Below are 24,795 nucleotides of genomic sequence, written 5' to 3'. Positions count from 1 at the left end.
TTTAAGACTGAGGCTGGCGGTGCGAGAGATAATCTTGCACCGCCATCATTTTCCGAATTGAATTCAGGTATTTCTGATGAATGCAGCTTTGCAGAAAAGCGGGCAATCGGTGTTGCCTGCCAGCCATCCGGATACGCCTTTGCTGGAAATGCGCGGCATTGCCAAGACATTTCCCGGAGTGCGAGCGCTCGATAACGTCAATATCGCGCTCTATCCAGGCCAGGTAACAGCACTGATCGGCGAAAACGGAGCGGGCAAGTCGACGCTTGTCAAAATTCTGACGGGAATTTATCACCCGGACGAAGGCGAAATTCTGATTGATGGTCAGCCGGTTCATTTTTCGACTGCGCAGGATGCGACCGACGCCGGTGTAACCGCCATTCATCAGGAAACAGTGCTTTTCGACGAATTATCCGTTGGCGAGAATATCTATCTCGGCCACGCGCCCCGCACGAAGCTTGGCTTCGTCAATTGGGCGGCAGTTTTTGCACGGGCACAGGCTCTGCTCTCTTCGCTGGAAATCACGGTTGATGCTCGTATCAAGCTACGAGAACTTTCCATCGCGCAGCGGCATCTGGTGGCGATTGCGCGTGCGCTTTCGGTGGATTCCCGCGTCGTCATCATGGATGAGCCGACAGCAGCTCTGTCGCGCAAGGAAGTCGATGATCTTTTCCGCATCGTCGAGCGGCTGAAATCACAGGGCAAAGCAATCCTGTTCATCAGCCACAAATTCGATGAAGTCTATGAGATAGCGGATCGGTATGCGGTTTTCCGCGATGGTTGTGCGGTCGGGCACGGACTATTGTCAGAGATGAATGAACGCGAAATTGTCCGGCTGATGGTTGGACGTTCGGTGGAAAAGGCATTTCCCAAGCAGGATGTTGCGCTTGGCAACACGGTGCTGAAGGTTACGAACTATTCTCATCCGACCGAGTTTCGCGACATATCCTTTGAACTGCGGCGCGGTGAAATCCTCGGTGTCTATGGTCTGGTGGGCGCTGGTCGTTCTGAGTTCGCGCAATCGCTGTTTGGCATGACAACGCCTTCATCCGGTCAAGTTTTGCTGGAAGGCAAGGAAATCAAAATCCGCCGCTCGGGCGATGCAATTGCTCAGGGCATTGTCTATGTGCCGGAAGAGCGCGGACGGCATGGCGCGGTTTTGCAGATGCCGATTTTTCAGAATGTATCGCTCCCCTCACTGACGCGCACATCGCGGCGCGGGTTTCTGCGCATGGCGGAAGAATTCAAGCTCGCACGCAAATATGCCGAGCGGTTTGATTTGCGCGCCGCCGCACTTTCTGTGCCGGTGGGAACGCTTTCCGGCGGCAATCAGCAGAAAGTGGTTATCGGTAAATGGCTCGCGACCCATCCAAAGGTCATCATTCTCGATGAACCGACCAAAGGCATCGACATTGGCTCGAAAGCAGCCGTGCATGAATTTATCAGCGAGTTAGCTGCGGAAGGACTGAGCATCATTATGATCTCGTCCGAACTACCCGAAATTATAGGTATGTCGGATCGCGTCATGGTGATGCGCGAAGGGCTGGTGGAAGGCATTTTTGATCGTGCCGACCTTGATGCCGAAGTTCTGGTGCGTGCGGCCACTGGAAATGCCGGTGAGAATGCGGAGTAAGATATGAAACAGCTTCTCAAACAGCGCGAACTCCTGCTACTTGTCATCATTGCGATCATGATCGGGCTGTTCTCAATGCGTGCGCCGGGTTTCAGTTCGCCGCGCAATCTCGCGAACATTTTCAACGACACGTCGATCCTGATTATTCTGGCTCTGGGTCAGATGTCGGTGATCCTGACAAAGTCTATTGATCTTTCGGTGGCTGCCAATCTGGCATTTACCGGCATGGCGGTGGCGATGCTCAATGCCGCCTACCCCGAAATACCGCTGGTCGTGCTGATTGTTGCAGCCGTAGGTATTGGTGCCATTCTGGGTGCGATCAATGGCATTCTGGTTTGGAAGCTGGATATTCCAGCTATTGTGGTCACACTTGGCACACTGACCATCTATCGCGGCATGGCCTTTGTTCTGTCGGGTGGTGGCTGGGTCAATGCTCATCAGATGACCGGGCCGTTTCTTAATACACCCCGCACGGTTTTTCTGGGACTTCCGCTCCTTGGCTGGACGGCACTGCTCATCATCGGCGTCATCTATGTGCTGCTCACTCGCAGCTTCTTTGGCCGAGCACTTTATGCATCAGGTGGCAATCCGACGGCTGCGGTCTATGCCGGTATCGATGTGGGCCGCACGCGCTTCTTCGCCTTTGTGCTTTCCGGCTCGTTGGCAGGGTTGTGCGGTTATCTCTGGGTTTCACGCTATGCGGTTGCTTATGTCGATATCGCCAACGGATTTGAACTCGACAGCGTTGCTGCCTGCGTGATCGGCGGGATTTCAATCATCGGCGGCATTGGCACGGCCTTTGGCGCAGTGCTGGGTGCGCTGTTTCTAGGCGTCATCAAAAACGCCCTGCCCGTCATCAACATCTCACCCTTCTGGCAAATGGCGATTTCCGGCGCGGTTATCATCGCAGCCGTGATCTTCAATGCCCGACAGGAGAAACGCGGCGGACGTATCATTCTGCGCGACAAGGCCGCAAAGACTTATGAGGAGCCAGCAGCGTGAGCGAGATAACGGAACGCCGTCATATCCCGGATCGGCTGGGAACGTCCTACACGCGGCTGTTTGCCAGTTGGGAAATGTTGTTGCTTGGCGTAGCGATTGCGATTTTCATCGCCAATTCATTTGCCTCGCCATATTTCCTCAATGCCTGGAACCTTTCAGACGCAACGTTCAATTTCACCGAAAAAGCGCTCATTGCCTTTGCAATGACGTTGCTCATCATCTCCGGCGAGATTGACCTGTCGGTCGCTGCGATCATTGCTTTAGCATCGACCGCCATGGGGGCCGCAGCACAGATGGGTATAGGCACGCCCGGTCTCGTGTTGATCGGTATCGGTACAGGACTTGTTTGCGGGGCGATCAATGGCGGGCTCGTGGCCGGACTTAAGCTTCCCTCCATCGTTGTCACCATCGGTACGATGAGTCTGTTTCGTGGCATTTCCTATATTGTGCTCGGCGACAAAGCCTATGGTGGTTATCCGGAAAGCTTTGCTTATTTCGGACAGGGCTATGTCGTCTGGGTTTTCTCGTTTGAATTTGTGCTGTTCATCGCTTTCGCACTGATTTTCGGCATACTGCTGCATGCCACTACTTTCGGACGACGCATTTATGCCATCGGCAATAATGAGTTTGCTTCGCGCTTTTCGGGCATCCCTGTTGAGCGCATGAAGTTTACATTGTTCATCCTGACGGGGCTGATGAGTGGCATTGCTGCCGTGTGCCTCACGTCACGCCTTGGCTCTACCCGGCCATCCATCGCACAGGGCTGGGAACTTGAAATCATCACGATGGTTGTGCTCGGCGGTGTGTCGATCCTCGGCGGCGCAGGCAGCATCATCGGCGTTGTAATAGCGGCTTTTGTGATGGGGCTTGTGACCTTCGGCCTCGGCCTTCTCAATGTGCCGGGCATTGTCATGTCGATCTTCATCGGGCTTTTGCTGATCATCACGATCTCGCTGCCAATCCTCGGGCGCAAATTCAAAGCGAGGCAAAAGCCATGACCAGTGAGCGCTATGCTTTCCGTATGAAGCTTCATCCCGGTCAGGAAGCAGAATACCGGCGCCGTCATGATGAAATCTGGCCCGAGCTTATCGATTTGCTGCAGCAATCCGGAGTGTCTGATTATTCGATATGGCTGGATGAAGACACACATATCCTTTTCGGCACGCTTACCCGAACCAAGACGCATGACATGGCAGCGCTGCCAGATCATCCGGTCATGAAGAAATGGTGGGCGCATATGGCCGACATCATGGAAACGAATGCCGATAATTCGCCGATTTCCATCGACCTCAAACCTGTCTTTCATATGCCATGAAGCATATTGCCATTCTCGATGTCGGCAAAACCAATGCCAAGACCGTTCTGCTTGATGCTGTAAGCGGTGAAGAGGTTGCCGTGCGGCGCATCCCAAACACAGTGCTGCACGATGGTCCCTATCCGCATTATGATCTGGAGACGCTGTGGGGCTTTTTCCTGAAAAGCCTTACCGAGTTTGCAAAAGCCCCGGGCTTTGACGCTATTTCGATTACAACCCATGGTGCGAGTGCAGTATTGCTCGACAAGGATGGCGAGCTTGCCATGCCCATGCTTGATTACGAGCATGATTATGGTGCTGAAACTCGCGAAGCCTATGCGCGCATCAAGCCGGACTTCGCGCTGACTTATTCGCCAACACTTTCGCTGGGGCTCAATGTCGGCGCACAGCTTCATTACCTGAAGACAGTTTTTCCTGAACAGTTTGCCGAAACAGCGCTGGTCGTGACCTATCCGCAATATTGGGCATATAGGTTGACCGGGGTTCCTGCGGTCGAGCTGACATCACTCGGATGCCATACGGATCTGTGGCTGCCGAAAAGCGGTACTTATTCGTCGCTGGTCGAAAGCCTTGGCCTTGAGGGCAAGTTTCCGCCGCTGCGATCGGCATTCGATGCGCTGGATAATCTGCTGCCCGAACTCGCGCAGGAAATCGGGCTTATAGCCCCGGTTCCGGTTTATTGCGGCATCCATGATTCAAACGCTTCCTTGCTTGCGCATCTGATGGATCGCGAGCCGCCCTTTTCGGTTGTCTCGACGGGTACATGGGTTGTGAGTTTTGCGGTTGGTGGTGATCTCGAAGGGCTTGATCCGAAACGCGATACGCTCGCCAATGTCGATGCCTACGGTCGCGCTGTTCCCTCTGCCCGCTATATGGGCGGACGCGAATTCGATATGATGACTGCAAATCTGATGCCCCCGAGCGAACAAGAGCATGAACGCGTTCTGGATCAGGTTTTGGTTCACGGCATCATGGCTTTACCTTCTGCTGTCCCGGGTTGCGGGCCATATCCGGATACTTCGCTACGCTGGTTAAACGCCGAAGATGCAAGCCCAGCGGAGCGTTATGTAGCTTCCTGCCTTTATGCAGCATTGATGACGCAAAGTTGCCTTGAGCTTCTGGGTGCTGATGGTCCGATAATCGTCGAAGGTCCATTCGCGGCAAACAGCATCTATATTCATGCTCTGGCAGGTTTCGCTGGTCGAGTTGTGGTTGCTGTTTCAGGGACGACAGGGACTGCGATGGGGGCTGCTTTACTTGCCGGAGCTGCGGTTCCGGCAATGGCTGAACGTATCTTTAATCCAGCTAATGAAAAATATAAAAACTATAAAATACAATGGTTAGATAGCATTAATTAATAAAGTAATTTAAAATGAAGGCGCCCGGATTTCTGGTTTGAAATCCGGGCGCTTTTTTATCAGTTGAGCGCCTTGTCTCGTGTTTCCACATTGATGAAGAAGGCGATTATTCCTGCAAGCGCCAGCAGGCCTGCAAACATTGCAACAGCCGTATTGAAGCTCTGTGTGACGACAATCGCCAACGCCGAAGGTGCAAGCAATCCGCCAAGGCGTGCCATAGCGCCGGCCGCGCCCATACCGCTTGCACGCAATGCTGTCGGATAAAGCTCCGGCGTAAACGCATAAAGCGCGCCCCATGTGCCGAGCAGAGCGAAGCTCATGATGAGGATCGATGCGCCAACCAGGGCAGAGCTTCCGGCGACAGTGAAAAGCGCGCAGGCAGCGGCACTTATGAACAGGAAGCCGATCAGCGTTTTACGACGGCCCCAAGCCTCGACGCCATATGCGGCCAGCGCATAACCGGGCAGCTGTGCCAGTGCAACGACCACCAGGAAGCCATAACCGCGCACGAAGCCGAAGCCATCACTCGCAAGCTTGGCCGGAATCCATGTGAAGATGCCGTAATAGGATACAGAAACAAGGAACCATATCGCCAGCGTGGTCAGCGTGCGTTGACGCAGATTTGGCGAAAGAAGTTTTTCGTTTGTCACCAGAAGCGGTGCATCAAGAACAGCCTTTGGCGGCAGCTCCGGCTTGCCGTTACGGCGCAGAACGCGATTCATCACACTCTTTGCTTCTTGTGTCTGGCCGGTTTTGAGCAAATGCATCGGGGATTCAGGAATCCAGATACGCAGCCAGATGCCGATCAAAGCCGGTGCGGCGGTAACGACGAAAATGTAGCGCCACGCATCGGCCACGCCTGCAAGGCTTGCGGCCCACGCAGCAAGCGCAATGATCACTGTGCCAACAGCCCAGAAACCTTCGAGCATAACCAGCCAGCGGCCACGATTCTTGGATGGCAGAAATTCAGCCATCATTGCATAATCAACGGGCAAGGTTCCGCCGACCGCAATACCAGTCAGAAAGCGAAGGCCGAGAAGAATAGCAAAGTTCGGCGAGAAAGCAGACAGCAAGCCAAACACTGCATCACATGCAACTGTAATGAGAAGAACGCGGCGGCGACCATATTTGTCGGCAAGCCTGCCAAACAGTGCTGCGCCAATCAGCATTCCGAAGAAGAACAGCGTACCAGTCTGCAATGCCTGTGGAACGGTGAGGCCGAAGGTTGCGGCGATTGAGGCTGCGGTGAAACCTACCGCCAGCACCTGCATGGCATCTGCAGCCCATACAAGTCCGAATACACCGAGAAGATTGCGCTGGAAGGGGCCGGCTCCGGCCTGATCGAGCGTTTGTTCGATAGTAACTTTCATGCCGCGATGATCCCCTCTTTCCGGCCGAAATTCTACGGTGCTTTTGCTGCGCCTCTCAGCCTCGTCTGTCAATCGTGATTTGATCGAAATAAGACACTTTTGCTTAAAATGAGCATAAGTATCTTTAACGTGCGGTTTTCTGGTCACGCCTCAATGTCTGTTTGTGAGTTTCGCGCGATCTCAAAAACGTCTAGGACTGTTGATATATTGAGGTGGGATGAGAGCATGACCTATAGGGCAAGAGATTTTGGTATCGTTTGTGGAACAATGCCAACAGGCGAAAAGAACGATATCACCGATGTTCCCGGTGTTCTGGTGGGGCATCACACAGTTAAAGACGGCAACATCAATACCGGCGTCACGGCCATCATGCCTCACAGCGGCAATCTCTATCGGCAGAAAGTTCTGGGAGCCTGCGATATCATCAACGGCTTTGGCAAAAGCATCGGTCTGATGCAGGTGGAGGAATTGGGCACTATCGAGACCCCTATTTTGCTCACTAACACGTTTGGCATCGGAACTTGCGCTAATGCCCTTATTCGTGAGGCAATTGCCGCAAATCCTGATATCGGCAGGACGACCGCAACCGTCAATCCCGTTGTTCTCGAGTGTAATGACGGGCCATTCAATGACATTCAAGCTTTGGCGATAACTGAGGATCATGCGCGGCTAGCACTTGGAAATGCCAGCAATCATTTCCTTCAGGGCAATGTCGGTGCAGGAACCGGCATGACATGCTTCGGTTTCAAGGGTGGTGTTGGTAGTGCATCTCGTCGGTTTGATCTGGATGGCGAAACCTATCAGCTTGGCATTCTGGCGCTCACGAATTTTGGGCGCACTGGCGATCTGATTCTGCCGGATGGGCGCAGGCCATCGCCAAAGACCATTGCGCAACCGGAAAGAGGCTCGGTTATCCTAGTGCTTGCAACCGATGTGCCGCTCGAACATCGGCAATTAAAGCGTATTTCGAAACGTTGTGGTGCGGGATTGGCTCGCCTCGGTGCTTTCTGGGGCAATGGCAGCGGCGATATTGCGATTGGTTTTTCAACGGCTGCAACATTCGATCACGATGAAGCATCCGACCTGATCTCATTAAAGGCTCTGAACGAGAATCGTATCGACATTCTTTTCCGAGCCACAGCAGAGGCCACACAGGAGGCTGTGCTGAATTCCATGTGTGCGGCTGAAACCTTTGTTGGCCGTGGCGGAAATCGCCGTATTTCCTTGGCGGATTGGCTTAAAAGTTCCGAGTCTCACTGAGTCTGATGAAAGGGCCGTGGCAGTACAGCTTCCACGGCTCGTAAACCGAGCAGAAGTTTTCTGATTTTTTAATAAAATAGATTATTTTAAATCTTTATCTCATTGTTATTTAATAATAAAATGTTGTTTTATTCTACAAGTTAATGCCCTGGATCGATTGATGTGACGAAAGAAATTTGTCGGTTTTGAGTGAATTATGAAGGGGGTTGTTAACCTTCATTTTTTATTACTAAGGCTCATTCAGGCGACATATCTATGGTTCGGGTATCATGCGTAATTTGAGAGAAAATCTTCCCCATACAGATGGAAATCGTGCAGAGTCTGCTCCAGAGCAGAAGCCGCAGCGCGACCCGTTGGGAGCGCATTCGCCAAATTCGGACGGGACGTGGAAATCGTATTTTTCGCTTGGTGCGAATGTACGTTTCACCCGCACGCCAGAGATTGATCTGGTGCGTCGTCGCGGTGAAGATCTGCCGGATATCAACGGTCGTGCGAAGCCTGCAGAGGTGGAAGCTGATCATGCTCCGATCGAGATCGAAAAAGTTGCAGAAGCTCAGCCAATGGCTGTTGCAGCTCTTCAGCAGTCCGTTTCACAGAATATGGTTCGCACACCCGTCGCACCCGTGCCGCCTGTTCTGACGACCGTACCAGCCGAAACCGTGGTCCAGCCTGTAGAAGTGGCGCCTGTTTTGGCTGCCCAATCGATTGAGGTTGAGCCTGTAGCGAATGTAGCCGCAGCTATCTCGGCATTCGCACATTTGTCGGATTTTGCTTTTTGGGAAAGCTTTGATTTCGATACTGCGCCAGTTCAGCCTGTTGCCGTTGTTGCAGAAGTTGCGGCGCCAAAACGTGCTGCGCCGACTGTTGAATCGATCATCGCACAGTTCCGCACGGTTGAATGGAACAATGGCAAGCCTCAGGAGGCACCTGCCGCTGTCGTAGAACAGCCTGCTCCGGTTGCTGAAGTCGCTCAACCTGTTCAGGTTGCTCCAGCTCCACAGCCAGTTGCTGCTCCCATTGCAGAAGTGAAGATTGAAGCACCTCGTGCGCCTATCGAAGTGGCTGCACCTCAGGCACCTGTCGAGGTCGTCACTGATGTTGCTGCTGAAGCAACGGAAGATGAAGTCGTGCTTACTGTCGCTGAAGCAGAAGAGCATGTGGCCGAGGAAGTTGTGGCTCCTGCACCTGTTGCAGAAGCCCCAAAGGTTGAAGCCCCTGCGAAGGCAGCCCCTTCAATTGCTCTTTATCAGCCGCAGCCCCTCCCCCGGACAGAAGCTGTCGTCATGCATGGCGACTATGAATTTCCGCCGCGTGATCTGCTGCAGGAACCGCCTTCGCTTGATGGCAATGTCATCACGCAGGAAATGCTTGAGCGTAGCGCTGGCTTGCTCGAAAGCGTGCTGGAAGACTTCGGTGTGCGTGGTGAAATCATCCATGTTCGTCCCGGCCCTGTCGTCACGCTCTATGAGTTTGAACCAGCTCCCGGCGTTAAATCGTCCCGCGTGATCGGTCTTGCTGATGATATTGCGCGTTCGATGTCGGCACTCTCCGCGCGTGTTGCCGTAGTTCCGGGGCGTAACGTCATTGGCATCGAACTGCCAAATGCCAATCGCGAGACCGTCTATCTGCGCGAAATGATTGACTCCCGCACGTTCGAATCCTCGAACTACCGCCTGCCGCTTTGCCTGGGTAAAGGCATTGGTGGCGAGCCGATCATTGCGGAACTTGCAAAGATGCCTCATCTGCTCGTAGCTGGTACCACCGGTTCGGGTAAGTCTGTCGCCATCAATACGATGATCCTGTCGCTGCTTTACCGCTTCAAGCCGGAAGAATGCCGCCTGATCATGGTCGATCCTAAGATGCTGGAACTCTCCATCTATGATGGCATTCCGCACCTGCTGACGCCGGTCGTGACCGATCCGAAGAAGGCCGTTGTGGCTCTGAAATGGGCCGTACGCGAAATGGAAGACCGCTATCGCAAGATGGCACGTCTGGGCGTTCGCAACATCGAAGGCTTCAATCAGCGTGCAGCGTCTGCTAAGGGCAAGGGCGAAACCGTCATGTGCACGGTGCAGTCCGGCTTTGACAAGGAAACCGGCGAAGCAACCTATGTTCAGGAAGAACTCGACCTGACGCTAATGCCATATATCGTCGTGATTATAGACGAAATGGCCGACCTGATGATGGTTGCCGGCAAGGACATCGAAGGTGCTGTGCAGCGTCTTGCACAGATGGCGCGTGCTGCTGGTATCCACCTTATCATGGCGACGCAGCGTCCTTCGGTTGACGTTATCACCGGTACGATCAAGGCTAACTTCCCGACCCGTATTTCGTTCCAGGTCACGTCGAAGATCGACAGCCGCACCATTCTTGGTGAAATGGGTGCCGAACAGCTTCTCGGTCAGGGCGATATGCTGCATATGGCCGGTGGTGGCCGCATTGTACGCGTCCATGGACCATTCGTTTCGGATGAAGAAGTTGAAAAGGTCGTCAATCATCTGAAGGAACAGGGCCGTCCAGATTATCTGGCGACTGTTACTGAAGACGAGGAAGACGAAGATGCCGTGCAGGACACTGCAGTCTTCGACGCTTCGGCCATGGGTTCGGAAGACAGTGACGATGTCTATGAGCAGGCTGTGAAGGTTGTTTTGCGTGATAAGAAGTGCTCGACTTCTTACATCCAGCGTCGCCTCGGCATTGGCTACAACCGCGCGGCTTCACTTGTTGAGCGTATGGAACAGGAAGGCCTTGTCGGCGCGGCTAACCATGTTGGTAAGCGTGAAATCCTCACTGGCAACCGTGATTAAGTGATCGGATTATAGATAGCAGAAGCCGGGTCGTTCCAACGATCCGGCTTTTTACTATGCGGGTGCAATGGCTTACGCAGGGTTGTATTTGGTGCTTGTCAACCACCCCAATAAGGTTAATACTTAGTTCATTCGCACATTCTTGACTACTGGACGGAGTAGCCGTTGAGGCTGCTACCGCGCCCAAAAACAGGGAGAATGATCGATGAGAAGCATCACAATTGGACCAAGTGCAAAACCGACCCCTGTAACGACACAGATGCTGCAGAATGCTCAAACTCAGATGCAGCAACCTTCTGACGATAAAACACAGGTTTGCAACGTTCTACGTCTTTCTAAGGGCGGTTACTCACATCGCAGACGCAGAGTTCATAAAAGCGCATAATTATAGCATTTCCAGCAAAAGTGCGAAGCGGTTTTGCGTCGGATAATGCGTAAAAACAAACAGTTACAGCGGTTCCAACGATCCTTTCTTAACTGGAACCGCTGTAAATCTAAGAATATTCAAGCGCCGCATCCGGTCAGAGGGATGTCGGCGCTGTTTCTTATTGATCAATCACGTAGTTTTGCCCCGGCCGCCCTTTATTACAGCGCGCATCTGGAGTATTTCAAACAGCAATTCTCCCCCATCTCCCAGGAATAATCATGACAACGCCCATGCAAGCCAGTTCGACACCGCAAAAGAAGAAATCACGCTTCTTCCTTGGCTTCATGGCTGTTCTGGGGGCGCTGTTTTTCGCATTGTTTCTGAGCCTTGGCATCTGGCAGGTGGAGCGCCTGCAATGGAAGCTTGATCTGATTGCCCGCGTTGATGCGCGCGTTCATGCGGAGCCGGTCGCTGCTCCGGGCAAAGACGACTGGGCCAATGTCAATCAGGCCGATGACGAATACCGGCATGTTACGCTGACCGGCTCTTACCTCAATGACAAGGAAGTGCTGGTTCGTGCGCTGACCGAACGCGGTTCAGGCTTTTGGGTGCTGACGCCGTTGCGTTCAGATGATGGTACGCTGACCTTCATCAATCGTGGCTTCATTCCGGATACCAAGCGCGATCCATCTTCACGCGTAGAAACGCAAATCGCAGGCGAGACGACCGTAACTGGTCTTCTGCGTATGCCGGAGCCTGATGGCTTCTTCCTGCGTCCCAACGACCCTGCCCGCAATGACTGGAATTCGCGTGATGTCAAAGCTTTCGCAGAAAAAGAAGGTTTGGGTACAGTCGCGCCCTATTTCATTGATGCAGATGCCAAATCCAATCCTGGCAATGTGCCCATTGGCGGACTGACGGTTGTTACCTTCCGCAACAACCATCTTTCTTATGCAATCACATGGTTTGCGCTTGCTGCCATGATTGCCGGTGCCGCCATTTTTGTATGGCGGTACGAGCGCAAATCAAAGGACTAAAGCTTGTCTACCCAAAGTGGAAGCCGGTTTCGGGCTAGAGACATGCTCTAAATATGAAGCGCATGGCCGAGTGCTTTCATGCTGGCCTCGGCAAAGCCTTCACCAAGGGTCGGATGGGCGTGGATCGTTCCTGCTATATCCTCAAGGCGTGTGCCTGTTTCAACAGCAAGCGCAAAGGCGGATGACAGCTCGGAAATCCCTACACCCACGGCCTGAATGCCAAGTATCAGGTGGTTATCAGCGCGGGCAACAACCCGAATAAAGCCATCCTCCCGCTCAATAGTCATCGCACGTCCATTGGCCTGAAACGGGAAAATGCCGGTCTGGATATTATGACCTGCCTTGCGCGCTTCATCAGGAGATAGGCCGACTGTTACGATCTCAGGATCAGTAAAACAGACTGCCGGGATACAGCGCTTATCCCAGGCCTGTTTGCCACCCGCGATGATTTCAGCAACCATTTCGCCTTGTACCATAGCCCGATGCGCAAGCATGGGCTCACCTGTTACATCGCCGATGGCATAAACGCCGCGCATTGATGTGCGGCATTTGTCATCGATGCGGATAAAGCGCCCATCCATATCGAGCCGGATTTCGCTCAAACCCCAGCCATCGGTTTGTGGCTTGCGGCCAACCGTGACCAGAATCCTGTCAGCAGGAATTGAATGCGTCTCGCCATCGGCCAGCAACACATCCAGCGCTTTTCCATCGGTGGATAAGCCTTTAGCAGACGTGTTCGTCAGCACATCAACGCCGAGTGTTTTCAGCCGTGCCATAATCGGGCGTGTCAGCTCTGCATCATATTGCGGCAGTATGCGATCAGTAGCTTCAACGACGGTCACTTTTGCACCAAGCTTTGCAAAGGCCGTACCGATTTCGAGCCCGATATAACCACCGCCAACAATGGCAAGCTTTTCAGGGATCTTATCGAGTGAAAGCGCTTCCGTTGAGGAGATGACATTACCGCCAAAAGGCAGCGACTGAATTTCAACCGGCACCGATCCTGTTGCGATCACGATGTTCTCGGCATGGATAGTCTGGCGTCCGGTATCGGTATCCACCACAACGGTTTTACCATCCATAAAACGCGCCTGCCCCTGGAACATTCGCACGCGGGAGCGTTTCAGAAGTCCGGCGACACCGCTGTTCAGGCGATTGACGATCCCGTCTTTCCATTCGAGCGTTTTGGCAAAATCGATCTTAGGACTTTCAGCTGTGATGCCAAGCGCGCCTTTAGACGCGAATGTCGTGAGGCGATGAAACTCGTCAGCGGCATGGATAACAGCTTTGGACGGTATGCAGCCGACATTAAGACAGGTACCGCCCAGCCGCTTCTTTTCGACCAGAACCGTATCGATACCAAGCTGGCCTGCGCGAATACCGCAGACATAACCGCCGGGACCGCCGCCAATGATCAGAAGTTTGCAGGAAATCTCACTCATCCGATCAGCCCTCTACAAAAATCATCGCAGGCGTTTCAAGCAGGCTCTTCAGCTTCTGCACGAATACTGCCGCATCCCATCCATCGATAACGCGATGGTCGAAGCTGCACGACAGGTTCATCATTTTACGCGGCACAAATTGTGTGCCGTCCCACATCGGGCGCACGGCCATTTTGTTGATGCCGATAATCGCCACTTCGGGCCGGTTGATAATCGGCGTGGTTGCGATCGCACCAAGTGGCCCCAATGACGTGATGGTTATGGTCGAGCCTGTCAGTTCTTCGCGCTTGGCTGTGCCGTTGCGCGCTGCTTCCGTCACTCGGACAAACTCCGATGCTGCGGTAAATACAGAAAGGCTTTCCGCGTGGCGAACCACCGGCACGATAAGACCGTTTGGCGTCTGTGTGGCAATGCCCACATGCACACCGCCAAACTGGCGAATTATGTCTGCTTCATCATCGAAATGTGCGTTGAGACCAGGCTGTTCTTTGACTGCCTTGACGATTGTACGGATAACAAATGGTAGCAAGGTCAGGCGCGGACGCCCTTCCTTCTTCTCATTGTTAAGCCCCGTGCGAAGGTCTTCAAGCTGTGTCACATCCACTTCTTCAACGATAGTAATGTGCGGAATATGGCGTTTTGCTTCGGCCATACGCTCTGCAATCTTGCGCCGCAGGCCGATAACCTTGATCTCGTTGATTGAGGTGTCTGCAACATAACCCGACACTGCAGACGCGGCTCCGCTCTCAGTCTGGAAAAAGGCGTCCAGATCTTCATGCGTAATGCGCCCTGCAGGGCCGCTACCTTTGACACGTCTTAAATCAATGCCTGCGTCGCGTGCGCGCAACCTGACCGATGGTGTTGCCAGCGGTTTTTCACCTTCTGCGCGCACCGGCCCAGCTCCGGCAAAAGCCCGGCTTGAGGTTTCTTTTTTCAGCGCAGCAGGTTTAGGTGGAACCGGCGTCTGTAACAGCACAGGCGCGTCCGCGCTGGCTGCTGGCGGCGTGAGGGATTCAGCAGGAGCGGCAGCGACAGGTTCCGGCGCTTCCGCTTTTTGTTCGCTGCTTCCACCTTCTATTTCAAGGCGAACCAGTTCGGAGCCAACAGCAATTTTCTCGCCGATTTCGCCATTCACCGCGATGACTTTACCGCTGCGCGAGGAAGGGATTTCAACTGTTGCCTTATCGGTCATGACGGCAGCGAGCAGATCGTCCTCCCGGACGATATCGCCAACCTTCACATGCCATTCGACAAGTTCAGCCTCTGCAACGCCTTCGCCAACATCAGGGAGCTTGATCGCAAAATGAGCCATTTAAGCCTCCATGATTGAAACGAGTGCACGACCGACGCGATCTGGCCCCGGAAAATAAGCCCACTCCTGCGCGTGTGGGTATGGCGTATCCCAGCCGGTCACGCGGATGATCGGTGCTTCGAGATGATAGAAACATTCGCGCTGCACGAGTGCCGCAAGCTCGGCGCCGTAACCGCAGGTCAATGTTGCTTCATGCACAATGACGCAACGCCCGGTCTTCCTGACGGAAGCCATAATTGTTTCCGTGTCGAGCGGGAGCAGCGTGCGCAGGTCAATCACTTCGGCATCGACGCCGGTTTCTTCAGTCGCTGCTAATGCCACATGAACCATCGTGCCATAGGCCAGAACAGTCACATCGCTGCCTTCACGTCGGATTGCAGCCTTGCCAAGCGGCACGGTATAGTAGCCTTCTGGCACTTCGCCCAGCTCATGCTTTTTCCAAGAAGTGACGGGCTTGTCGTGATGTCCGTCAAAAGGTCCGTTATAAAGGCGCTTCGGCTCAAACATGATGACCGGATCGGGATCTTCAATTGCTGCCAGCAGCAGGCCTTTGGCATCGGCAGGCGTTGAAGGCATCACGGTCTTCAGACCGGAAACATGGGTGAAAAGCGCTTCCGGACTTTGGCTGTGCGTCTGCCCACCATAAATGCCACCGCCTGAAGGCATACGGATAACAATAGGACAGGTAAACTCGCCCGCAGAACGATAGCGAAGGCGTGCGGCTTCTGAAACGATCTGGTCATAGGCCGGATAGACATAGTCAGCGAACTGCACTTCAATGCATGGACGCAAGCCGTAAGACGCCATGCCAATCGCGGTGCCGACAATGCCGAGCTCGCTGATTGGTGCATCGAAGCAGCGCTCCTTGCCGTATTTCTTCTGCAAACCGGCTGTGCAGCGGAAAACGCCGCCGAAGTAACCAACGTCTTCGCCGAACACGACGACTTTCTGGTCGCGCTCCATGGCAATGTCGTGGGCGTTCTGGATCGCCTCAATCATCGTTAGTTTTGTCATGATTAGAACCCCGCCTCCTGACGCTGGCGAATAAGGTGCGGCGGTGTTTCGGCATAAACATCTTCAAACATGTCGCGCATCGACGGCTTCCGACCATCATGAAGCGTGCCGATAGCTTCTGCTTCGCGCTGTGCACTGACGACGAGATCCAGAATTTCCGCTTCTGCTTGTTTGTGCCGTTCGTCAGACCATACGCCACGCAGGATCAGGTGGTTTTTGAGTCGCAAGACTGGATCACCAAGAGGCCAGGCATCGCTTTCGGCCTTTGGACGATAAGCGGAAGGATCGTCAGACGTCGAGTGCCCGCCAGCGCGATAGGTGACATATTCAATGATAGTCGGGCCAAGATTACGGCGTGCGCGTTCGACTGCCCATTTCGCAACCGCATGAACCGCAAGATAGTCGTTGCCATCTACGCGAAGTGACGGAATGCCAAAGCCATGTCCGCGGGCCGCAAAAGTGCCCGAACCACCGCGTGCAATGCCCTGAAATGTTGAGATTGCCCATTGGTTGTTGACGATATTCATCACCACCGGGGCTTTATAGGTGGATGCAAAAACAAGTGCCGCGTGGAAGTCACTTTCAGCGGTCGAGCCGTCGCCAATCCATGCAGCTGCAATTTTGGTGTCATGGCTGATGGCTGAAGCCATCGCCCAGCCCACAGCCTGCGTGTATTGCGTGGCAAGATTGCCGGAAATGGTGAAGAAGCCATGCTCTTTCGAGGAATACATCACCGGCAACTGGCGACCTTTAAGCGGGTCCTGCTCATTGGAGAAAATCTGGTTCATCATGGTGACGAGCGGGTAGTCGTCGGCGATGAGAAGCCCTGCCTGCCGATAAGTCGGGAAATTCATGTCGCCTTTACGCAGCGCCTTGCGGAACGCGCAACTGACCGCCTCTTCACCCAGATGCTGCATATAGAACGAGGTTTTACCCTGTCGTTGCGCCATCATCATGCGGGCATCGTAAGCACGCAGGATCATCATGTGGCGGAGACCGTCTTTCAGCTCGTCATCGGTCAGCGTACCCGCCCAGGGGCCAACCGCCTCGCCTTCGCGGTTCAGCACACGGATGATGCTGAAAGCCAGATCGCGCATGGCTTCCGGCTTTTCGTCTATCTCCGGACGTCTGACACTCCCTGCCCGCGGAATTTTAACGTGGGAGAAATCTGGAGCATCGCCGGGGCGCCACTCCGGTTCTGGGACATGCAGAGAAAGTACGACATCATCGCTCATGCAGGTGTTCCTCGTAAACTTGCACAAAATGTCGAACGGGAGAAATTGCGTTTTGTTCCGGCTGCGAGCTTTAAGTGCAGCCGAGAGCCAATCCAGATGAGATCAGCTTCATTTCCTCCCATGCGACGTGAAGCCGGTTTCCTCCTCCGATTTCACTTTTGTCAGGGTGGAACGGGTTTCAGAATAAAGCAAGATTATTCTTCAAAGGCGTCAGGGCCTGAATTCCAAAAGCGTTCTCGGTGGGCCGAATGAAGGTGTACGGCCCTTCCCGAAACAAGCTTATACGACTGTTTTTATATATGTTTTATCTGGTAATATTTGATGTCGAGAACGCAACATTATTGCGCATAATTGACGATAACGTCAGTACCAATTGGTACTATTCGAGCGCTTACCAAACCTTTATAAGCAATAATGATCGTGGGATGAGGCATTTTGTCCACAGATGCATCATGCGCTGTGTCGCTCAATCGGTATCGTGATACGAAAAAGAAGCGGCCCGTTTCCGGACCGCTTTTCTCAATTCAGTGATGCTTGTTGCCTTCGCGCGCCAGATCGGCGGTCGGGTCTCCGGCAAGGCGCTTTCGCGCCCTGTCATCCATCAACTCGTACCACATGGCATTCAGAACTGCGAAAGCTGCAGCAAGCGGCAGGCCCAGAAGCCAGGAAAAATACCACATCTTGCTCTCCTTTCTTGATTGGGGTTATGCGGGCTGCAAGCGCCCGCAGATAGATTAATAAGCGTGGTTGCTTTCATCCTCGATGTCGCGCTGCTCAACCTTGCCCCAAAGTACTTTGTAGACCCACGACGTATAGGCGACGATGAGCGGCAGGAAGATAAGCGTAACCACCAGCATGATGAACAGGGTCATATGGCTCGACGATGCATCCCAAACTGTCAGGCTTGACCGTGGATCGGCCGACGATGGCAGGATGAATGGGAACATCGAAACGCCAACCGATGAGATGATGCCGAAGATCGACAGCTTACCGATAAGCAATGGTGCCACTTCACGTTTGCTGCGGAACAAAACAAACAGAAGCAATGGCCCCAGGATGCCCAGAGCTGGCGCGATCAGCAATACCGGATAGTTCATATAGTTGACGAACCATGCACCATGATCAAGCTCGACAGCCTTGCGTAGCGGATTGGATGGCCCTCCGGTAACGACGGCGCTGGTGATCTTGTAGCCCGAAACCCAATACCAGCTGATGACACCGGCAACGACATAAAGAACACTGGTTAGCAGTGCGGCGATGCTGCCATAGGCACGGGCCCTCGCTTGCACGACACCCGTTGTCTTCAGAACAAGCCATGCGGAACCGTGCATAATAAGCATGGTCAATGAAATTACACCGCAAAGAAGTGCAAACGGATTGAGCAAGCCGAAGAACGTTCCGTCGTAGAAGATCTGGAGATCGTCATTAAAGCGGAACGGCACGCCTTGAAGCACATTGCCGACGGCAACACCGAAGATCAACGATGGCACGAAACCGCCGATGAACAATGCCCAGTCCCAGCCTGTCCGCCAGGCCACGCTGTCCCGCTTGGAGCGGAATTTGAAGCCGACCGGGCGCAGGATGAGCGCGAACAATATGGCGAACATCGCCAGATAGAAGCCAGAGAAAGACACCGCATAAAGTGGTGGCCAGGCGGCGAAAATTGCGCCGCCGCCAAGGATCAGCCAAACCTGATTGCCTTCCCAGACAGGGCCAATGGTGTTAATGATGACACGGCGTTCAATGTCGGTTTTGCCGATGAATGGCAAAAGTGTACCGACACCAAGGTCGAAACCATCCATTGCGGCAAAGCCGATCAACAATACCCCTAGCAGCACCCACCAGATGATGCGCAGTGTTTCATAGTCCAACAAATCGCTGAGTATCATGATCTTTACTCCGCTGGCGCAATGCTTGCAGGGGCAAGCTTTGCTTCCGGTTTGCTGTCGGGTTCAGGTCCGGCTTTGATCGCGCGCAGCATCAGGCCCATCTCGATGATGAACAGGACCGTGTAGATCGCGACAAAGCCGACGATGGTGAAGAGAACCGTCGAAGCACCAAGATTGGAGACGGCGACTGCGGTTGGCAGAATGCCTTCAATAATCCATGGCTGTCGCCCGAATTCGGCAACAATCCAGCCCATTTCAGCTGCAATCCATGGAAGCGGAATGGCAAAGACTGCGACTTTCAGCAGGAACCGATGACGATCCAGCGCACGGCGCGCTGAAAGCACGAAGAATGTGCCGGTCAGCAGGATCAGGAAGAAGCCGATACCCACCATGATGCGGAAGGCCCAGAACAGCGGCAGAACTCCGGGAACAGTATCGTTCGCAGCCTGCGTAATCTGTGCATCCGTTGCCTGACGTGGATCATCGACATAACGCTTCAGAAGAAGCGCGTAGCCCATCCACTGACTGTTATCGGCAAAGGTATCTTTCACCTCTTGTGACACAGCATTTGTATCGCCAGCAGCGCGGATCTGCTGCAACGCGTCATAGGCAATAATACCCTTGCGGATATGGCCCTCAGCGTTCCCGACAAGCTGTTCAATACCTTCAATCGGCGTTGTCAGCGAGCGTGTTCCAATCAGACCCATAACCCAAGGAATATGCACGGCATAATGGGTTTCGCGGGATTCCTGGTCAGGGAAACCAAACGCTGTGAACGAAGCCGGAGCTGGCTCTGTTTCCCACATGGCTTCGATTGCCGCGATTTTCATCTTCTGATGTTCGTTGGCGAGATAACCGCTTTCGTCACCCAGAACGACAACAGAAAGCGATGCCGCCAGACCAAAGGATGCGGCAACTGTCATCGACCGCTTGGCGAGTTCGGTGGAGCGGCCTTTCAACAAGTACCAGGCAGAAACACCGAGCACGAAAATCGAAGCGGTTACATAGCCAGCCGAAACCGTATGCACGAATTTCGCCTGCGCAACCGGGTTCATAAGAACTGCGAAGAAATCGGTGATTTCCATGCGCATGGTTTCGGGATTGAAAGCCGAACCAACCGGATTTTGCATCCAGCCATTCGCAATCAGAATCCAAAGCGCAGAAAAATTGGAACCGGCGGCGACTGCATAAGTGGCCATAAGGTGGCCCACTTTGGACAGTTTATCCCAGCCGAAGAAGAATAGACCAACGAAGGTCGCTTCAAGGAAGAAGGCCATCATGCCTTCAATTGCCAGCGGCGCTCCGAAAATGTCGCCGACATAATGGCTGTAATAGCTCCAGTTCATGCCGAACTGAAATTCCATCACAACGCCGGTCGCGACGCCCATAACGAAGTTAATACCAAACAGCGTACCCCAGAATTTCGTCATCTGCCGCCAGATGAGTCTTCCGGTCATAACATATACGGTTTCCATGATGGCAAGCAGCACGGATAGACCCAATGTCAGAGGTACGAAGAGGAAGTGATAAAGTGCCGTGATTGCAAACTGCAATCGCGACAGGGAGACAATATCGAATTCCATCTCTTTAAGCCGGCAAATCCGGCCCTCCTGATGTTACGAGCTGTCACTGATATGATATCAGCAAACAGCCCCCCTACTCAAATTTCACCTCAAGGAATTGAGGGTTGTGCCAAACGACGGCTCTCCTTTGTTCACCGATTGAACCAGCACGCCTTGATCCAAAACAATCGCTCGATCACAAATCTGTGCCTCGCGCTGAATATGCGTTGCTATCAACAGGCTACGGCCCTTTGCCTGTTCACTGAGGCGGCGAAGCACATCCTCAGCGGTTGCCTGATCAAGCCCTTCCGTGGGTTCATCCAGAAGCCACAGCGGAGCGTCGGTCAGAAACAGGCGAGCCAAAGCAAGGCGTCTGGCCTGACCGCCAGAAAGCCCCAGTCCCCCTTCGCCCAGAACTGTATCCAGTCCTTCGGCTTGGGTTTTCATAAAGTCGCCAAGCCCTGCAGCTTCCAATGCGGCATTCAAATCAGCATCGGTGGCATCAGGTTTTGCGAGCTTGAGATTGTTTCGAAGACTGTCTTTGAAAAGCTCGGTGCGCTGTGTGAGAAGCCGTGCAGGAAGGACGTAAATCTCACCGCTTTTGGCCCGAATTTCGCCCGCAAGCACGTTAAACAGCGTGGATTTACCGGCCCCACTGGTTCCGATAAGCGCAACGCGTTCGCCAGTCGCGATATTCAGATTAATGGCATTGAGCGCTTTCGTGCTGGAGCCCTCGTGGCGGACAGTTACATTCTCAAGCTGGACCGCATCGCCCTCGGCAGGCAAAGTGAGCGTTTGAATTGCATCCGTCGCATGGAGTGCCGGAGCAACACGACGCGCAGCGAGTATAGTGCGGCCGAGTTCCATTGCACCGCGTCTTAGCGCAGCAAAGGGCTCCATAGCACCGAGAATTATCAACAGTCCAAGTGCTGCAACAGGCGCATTGATTAGGCCCGCCTGCATCAGCAAACCAGTGCCAATCAAACCACCGGCAAGGAGCCCTGCATGAAGAATGCCTAGCCCTGCCCCGGTCGAAACTTCGATACGATTAAGTATCCGGTCACTTGAGGCAATGTAGCTATCGGCACGCATGATCGAGGCGTTCTGATGATCCATGCGTCCGGCCATGACGAGTTCGGTTTGACCTGCCACCAGATCGACAGTTCGCGCACGCAGGGCTTCAGTTCCTTTGGCGCGTTGGCGCATCGGCTTTTCCGAGCGTTTGGCCGCAACAAGTGGCAATCCAAGACCGACACAAAGCAATGTCAGCGCGATGACCAATCCGAAAAGCGGATGCATGAGGCCAATTGCAATACCAGCAACAAAGGCTGTTGCGAGTGCTGCCCCTGCCGGAACAAGCACGCGCAGGTAGAGGGAGTCGAGTGCGTCGATATCCGCTGTCAGCCTGAAGAGAAGCCGAGCAGGCCTTTTGAGCAAGCTGCTGGCTGCGGCAGGCCGCGCCCAGGCGCGAAACAGTTTTTCGCGGAGCGCTGCAAGAATTGCAAGCGTCGCATCATGCGTGACGAGGCGTTCAAGATAGCGCGCGCCAGTACGCAGAATGGCAAGCAGCCGAATGCCCGCAGCAGGTGCAAAAACATCAAACACGACCGCTGTTGCAACGCTAAGACCAGCAATCGCTGTGGCTGTGATGAACCAACCTGATAGGCCGAGCAACGCTATGCCTGCCAGAACAGTCGCGGTGGCTGCCGCTATGCCTGCATAAAGTGCTGTACCCTTTGTGCGGAAAAAGAGCTGAAGGATCGGACGAAGTGATTGAAGGCCGTTCATTCTGCGGCCCTCTTCTGCCAGAGCTGCGCATTTGCGCTCAGATCATCAAGCCGGACGATCCGATCCATACGGCTAGCGAGTTTCTCGTCATGCGTGGAGATGATCAGCGTCTTGCCCTTGGCGAGACTAACCAGACTGTCGGCGATGCGGCCTGCTGTTTCTTGGTCAAGATGCGCGGTTGGCTCATCGGCAAGAATAATGTCTGCATGATCATCGACGACGATCCGTGCGAGGGCTAATCGCAGCGCTTCGCCGCCAGAAAGGCCTGCGCCGTTTTCGCCAATAACTCCGGAGCCGGTGACACCCGCGACATGGCTGAGTGCCATCTGATCGATGATGGATGATGTTTTCATTACATCAGCATCGCGGCCTAAACTGATGTTATACCGGGCGCTGCCCGCGAAAATATGCGGCTTTTGACCCACCCAGCTCATGCGGGTGCGAATTGCAGCAGCAGTTTCATCGCTCAAAGCGATATTCCCAACCCGGATTTCGCCTTCCTGTGGTGCGGCCAGACCTGCGATCAGGGCCAGCAAGGTCGATTTGCCATACCCACTTGGCGCAAGCAGAGCCACATGCTCGCCCGGCTCGATATCAAGATTAAAACTGTTGAATATATCTGCGGTGCCCGTGGCATAGCGAAAACGGACATTACGCAACATCACCGAGGGTTCGTTTGTAACGTCGCCAATAGGCTTGATAGTGCCCACCACCGGCATTTCATGCTTTGCAAGCTGTTCTAGGGCATCAATTGCCGCTTCACCCGAAGCGCGATCATGCCAGACAGCCGACAGATCACGCAGAGGCTCGAAGAATGCTGGCGAAAGCAGAAGAATGAACAAGCCTTCCGCAAGTGTGAGCTTGTGCCCCCATGCACCGAAATCCAGAGGGCCGAGCAGATGGAAACCGATATAGACGGCAACCATGGCGACACCCAAGGCAGCAAACAGTTCGAGCACTGCGGATGAGAGGAATGCGATGCGCAGAACGATCATCGTTTTGCGACGCAAAGTCTCGGCATTGTCGCGCAAACGTGTAGCGGTCATATCTACAGCATGGAAGCTGCGGATTGTTGCAAGGCCACGTAGACGATCAAGCAGGAAGCCATTCATATCGCCTAAAGCGACGAGTTGTTTTTCGCTGGCAGCCTTTGCGCGCCAGCCAATGAGCGCCATGAAAATCGGGATCAGAGGTGCGGCAATGAGCAGAATGAGCGCAGCTATCCATGAAAACCACAGGACAACTGCGAGTATCGCCAGTGGAACCAGCATCACGCGAATACGCACAGGCACAAAGCGGGAGAGATAAGGAACGACCATCTCGGCCTGCTCGGCCAATATGCTGGCGGCTTCGCCGGAAGATGGACGCGATGTATCAAGTGGAGAGCGCTTGGATAAGGCGATGACTGCTTTTTCGCGTAAGCTGGCAAGCTCACTGCGAGCTGCGTCGAAAGCCTTGGTTGCGCCGCGTGCATCGAGCAGGCTGCGTAAGCAACCTATAAGAAACAATCCGGCAGCCAGATAATAGATGGTGGCGTCAAAACCAGTATCGGCCAGATAGCCTACGCCATAGGCGAGAAGTGCGGCTTGTGGCAGCCATAAAAGTGCTGCCACTGCCTGAAACCTAGCCCCCGTTTTGAGCAGAGCCGGAACTGGACGCCGAGGCGGGCGACGTTTGTCGCCAGGAGTTTCGCCGTCTTGTTGTGCCGTTTCTTCCGTTCGGGGGGCAACGGGTTTCACTCGCGTTTAGGCTCCTTCTTGGCCGCTGTTCTTCCGCGTCCCAGAGCCACGATCCTATCGGTCGTCTCCAGAAAGCGGGTAACCTTGGCGCCGAGCGCCAGAAGGCTGGTCAATCTGTCGGTATCGAGTTTCTTGACGTCGTCGTACCAGTTAGTAAGACGCTCGATCAGCGCATACATGTCCTTCATGCGATCTTGCGCATAACGGTCGCCAGCGTCCTGCGGCTGTTCCATCAGAACTTCGCGCAGTACGGACAAGGTCGGATCGATCTCGCGCTTCTTGCGCTCTTCGGCAAGCGTTCGCAAAATCACCCACACATCACCCGGCGTCGTGAAGAAGTCACGGCGATCACCGGGTATGTGCTTCAGCAGCACAAGATTCCAGCCCTGCAACTCGCGGATACCCATCGAGACGTTGGAGCGTGAAACACCAAGCGCATCAACAATATCATCCGCACACAGGGGTTCAGACGATAGAAAGAGCAACGCATAGATCTGCCCAACCGTGCGGTTGATGCCCCAGCGGCTACCCATCTCTCCAAAGTGGAGAACAAACGACTGAACAATTGGCGATAATTCCAAGTTCTCTCTCCCGTAAATTCTGAATTTTCAGAAATTACTGAAATTCAGATAATTCAAATGACCTGAACCTTCAATCCGCATGTC

20 protein-coding genes are annotated in these 24,795 nt (G+C 53.9%); 9 read left to right on the top strand and 11 right to left on the bottom strand.

The window, feature by feature from the left end; genetic code table 11:
- The first annotated feature begins 76 nt into the window (after positions 1-76).
- From CEV34_RS24485 to CEV34_RS24465, 5 genes are read left to right on the top strand one after another with little or no spacing between them, the layout of a single operon-like run.
- Positions 77-1,633 carry a sugar ABC transporter ATP-binding protein gene (locus tag CEV34_RS24485; RefSeq protein WP_094544729.1) on the top strand — a complete coding sequence of 519 codons (1,557 nt, stop codon included), beginning with the start codon at positions 77-79 and terminating at the stop codon, positions 1,631-1,633.
- A gap of 3 nt (positions 1,634-1,636) precedes the next feature.
- Entirely contained in the window at positions 1,637-2,635 is a 999-nt protein-coding gene (locus tag CEV34_RS24480) for an ABC transporter permease (RefSeq protein ID WP_007879138.1), read from the top strand.
- On the top strand, positions 2,632-3,633 hold the full coding sequence (locus tag CEV34_RS24475) for an ABC transporter permease (protein ID WP_007879139.1): 1,002 nt from the start codon (positions 2,632-2,634) through the stop codon (positions 3,631-3,633). Before CEV34_RS24480 ends, CEV34_RS24475 begins: the two co-directional genes overlap by 4 nt.
- Positions 3,630-3,950, top strand: coding sequence for an L-rhamnose mutarotase (gene rhaM / locus CEV34_RS24470; RefSeq protein ID WP_007879140.1), 321 nt, complete (start codon positions 3,630-3,632; stop codon positions 3,948-3,950). The genes CEV34_RS24475 and rhaM overlap by 4 nt, the downstream gene beginning before the upstream one ends.
- On the top strand, positions 3,947-5,308 hold the full coding sequence (locus tag CEV34_RS24465) for an FGGY-family carbohydrate kinase (protein ID WP_094544728.1): 1,362 nt from the start codon (positions 3,947-3,949) through the stop codon (positions 5,306-5,308). The genes rhaM and CEV34_RS24465 overlap by 4 nt, the downstream gene beginning before the upstream one ends.
- A 59-nt stretch (positions 5,309-5,367) precedes the next feature.
- Here CEV34_RS24465 and CEV34_RS24460 read toward each other — a convergent pair whose 3' ends face one another.
- Positions 5,368-6,678: an MFS transporter gene (locus CEV34_RS24460; protein ID WP_007879144.1), complete on the bottom strand. Its 1,311-nt coding sequence runs from the start codon at positions 6,676-6,678 to the stop codon at positions 5,368-5,370.
- A gap of 225 nt (positions 6,679-6,903) precedes the next feature.
- Between CEV34_RS24460 and CEV34_RS24455 the strand changes: the two genes are divergently transcribed.
- The 4 genes from CEV34_RS24455 to CEV34_RS24440 all read left to right on the top strand — a co-directional run bounded on the left by CEV34_RS24455 (position 6,904) and on the right by CEV34_RS24440 (position 12,149).
- Positions 6,904-7,938: a DmpA family aminopeptidase gene (locus CEV34_RS24455; protein WP_039860790.1), complete on the top strand. Its 1,035-nt coding sequence runs from the start codon at positions 6,904-6,906 to the stop codon at positions 7,936-7,938.
- A 449-nt stretch (positions 7,939-8,387) separates the two neighbouring features.
- Complete coding sequence (locus tag CEV34_RS24450; protein WP_408912949.1) at positions 8,388-10,745, top strand: DNA translocase FtsK; 2,358 nt, start codon at positions 8,388-8,390, stop codon at positions 10,743-10,745.
- A 205-nt stretch (positions 10,746-10,950) separates the two neighbouring features.
- Positions 10,951-11,130: a hypothetical protein gene (locus tag CEV34_RS27520; protein ID WP_079213827.1), complete on the top strand. Its 180-nt coding sequence runs from the start codon at positions 10,951-10,953 to the stop codon at positions 11,128-11,130.
- Positions 11,131-11,390: 260 nt separating this feature from the next.
- On the top strand, positions 11,391-12,149 hold the full coding sequence (locus CEV34_RS24440; protein ID WP_007879152.1) for an SURF1 family protein: 759 nt from the start codon (positions 11,391-11,393) through the stop codon (positions 12,147-12,149).
- Positions 12,150-12,196: 47 nt separating this feature from the next.
- On the opposite strand, the gene lpdA is transcribed toward CEV34_RS24440, so the two are convergent.
- From lpdA to CEV34_RS24390, 10 genes are all read right to left on the bottom strand, one after another.
- Positions 12,197-13,591, bottom strand: a complete 1,395-nt coding sequence (lpdA, locus tag CEV34_RS24435) for a dihydrolipoyl dehydrogenase (protein WP_007879154.1) — start codon at positions 13,589-13,591, stop codon at positions 12,197-12,199.
- 4 nt (positions 13,592-13,595) lie between these two features.
- Complete coding sequence (locus CEV34_RS24430; RefSeq protein ID WP_094544727.1) at positions 13,596-14,903, bottom strand: dihydrolipoamide acetyltransferase family protein; 1,308 nt, start codon at positions 14,901-14,903, stop codon at positions 13,596-13,598.
- The gene (locus CEV34_RS24425) at positions 14,904-15,917 is read right to left on the bottom strand and encodes an alpha-ketoacid dehydrogenase subunit beta (RefSeq protein WP_007879164.1); all 1,014 of its coding nucleotides are present in this window, start codon (positions 15,915-15,917) and stop codon (positions 14,904-14,906) included.
- Between the two features lie 2 nt (positions 15,918-15,919).
- Positions 15,920-17,152 carry a 3-methyl-2-oxobutanoate dehydrogenase (2-methylpropanoyl-transferring) subunit alpha gene (locus CEV34_RS24420; protein WP_007879165.1) on the bottom strand — a complete coding sequence of 411 codons (1,233 nt, stop codon included), beginning with the start codon at positions 17,150-17,152 and terminating at the stop codon, positions 15,920-15,922.
- Positions 17,153-17,676: 524 nt separating this feature from the next.
- On the bottom strand, positions 17,677-17,832 hold the full coding sequence (gene cydX, locus CEV34_RS24415; RefSeq protein WP_007879168.1) for a cytochrome bd-I oxidase subunit CydX: 156 nt from the start codon (positions 17,830-17,832) through the stop codon (positions 17,677-17,679).
- Between the two features lie 54 nt (positions 17,833-17,886).
- Complete coding sequence (cydB, locus tag CEV34_RS24410; protein WP_007879169.1) at positions 17,887-19,041, bottom strand: cytochrome d ubiquinol oxidase subunit II; 1,155 nt, start codon at positions 19,039-19,041, stop codon at positions 17,887-17,889.
- Positions 19,042-19,046: 5 nt separating this feature from the next.
- Positions 19,047-20,624, bottom strand: coding sequence for a cytochrome ubiquinol oxidase subunit I (locus CEV34_RS24405; RefSeq protein WP_007879171.1), 1,578 nt, complete (start codon positions 20,622-20,624; stop codon positions 19,047-19,049).
- 84 nt (positions 20,625-20,708) lie between these two features.
- Positions 20,709-22,391 (bottom strand): thiol reductant ABC exporter subunit CydC, encoded by a 1,683-nt coding sequence (gene cydC / locus CEV34_RS24400; RefSeq protein ID WP_007879173.1) that lies wholly within the window; start codon positions 22,389-22,391, stop codon positions 20,709-20,711.
- On the bottom strand, positions 22,388-24,130 hold the full coding sequence (cydD, locus tag CEV34_RS24395; RefSeq protein WP_007879180.1) for a thiol reductant ABC exporter subunit CydD: 1,743 nt from the start codon (positions 24,128-24,130) through the stop codon (positions 22,388-22,390). Before cydD ends, cydC begins: the two co-directional genes overlap by 4 nt.
- Positions 24,127-24,711, bottom strand: coding sequence for a GbsR/MarR family transcriptional regulator (locus tag CEV34_RS24390; RefSeq protein WP_171379675.1), 585 nt, complete (start codon positions 24,709-24,711; stop codon positions 24,127-24,129). The genes cydD and CEV34_RS24390 overlap by 4 nt, the downstream gene beginning before the upstream one ends.
- Positions 24,712-24,795: the final 84 nt, after the last annotated feature.

Source organism: Brucella pseudogrignonensis (genome assembly GCF_002252525.1).
Taxonomy (GTDB): Bacteria; Pseudomonadota; Alphaproteobacteria; order Rhizobiales; family Rhizobiaceae; genus Brucella; species Brucella pseudogrignonensis.
The sequence above is the reverse complement of the archived record's forward strand: the minus strand, read 5'-3'. Positions and strand labels throughout refer to the sequence as shown.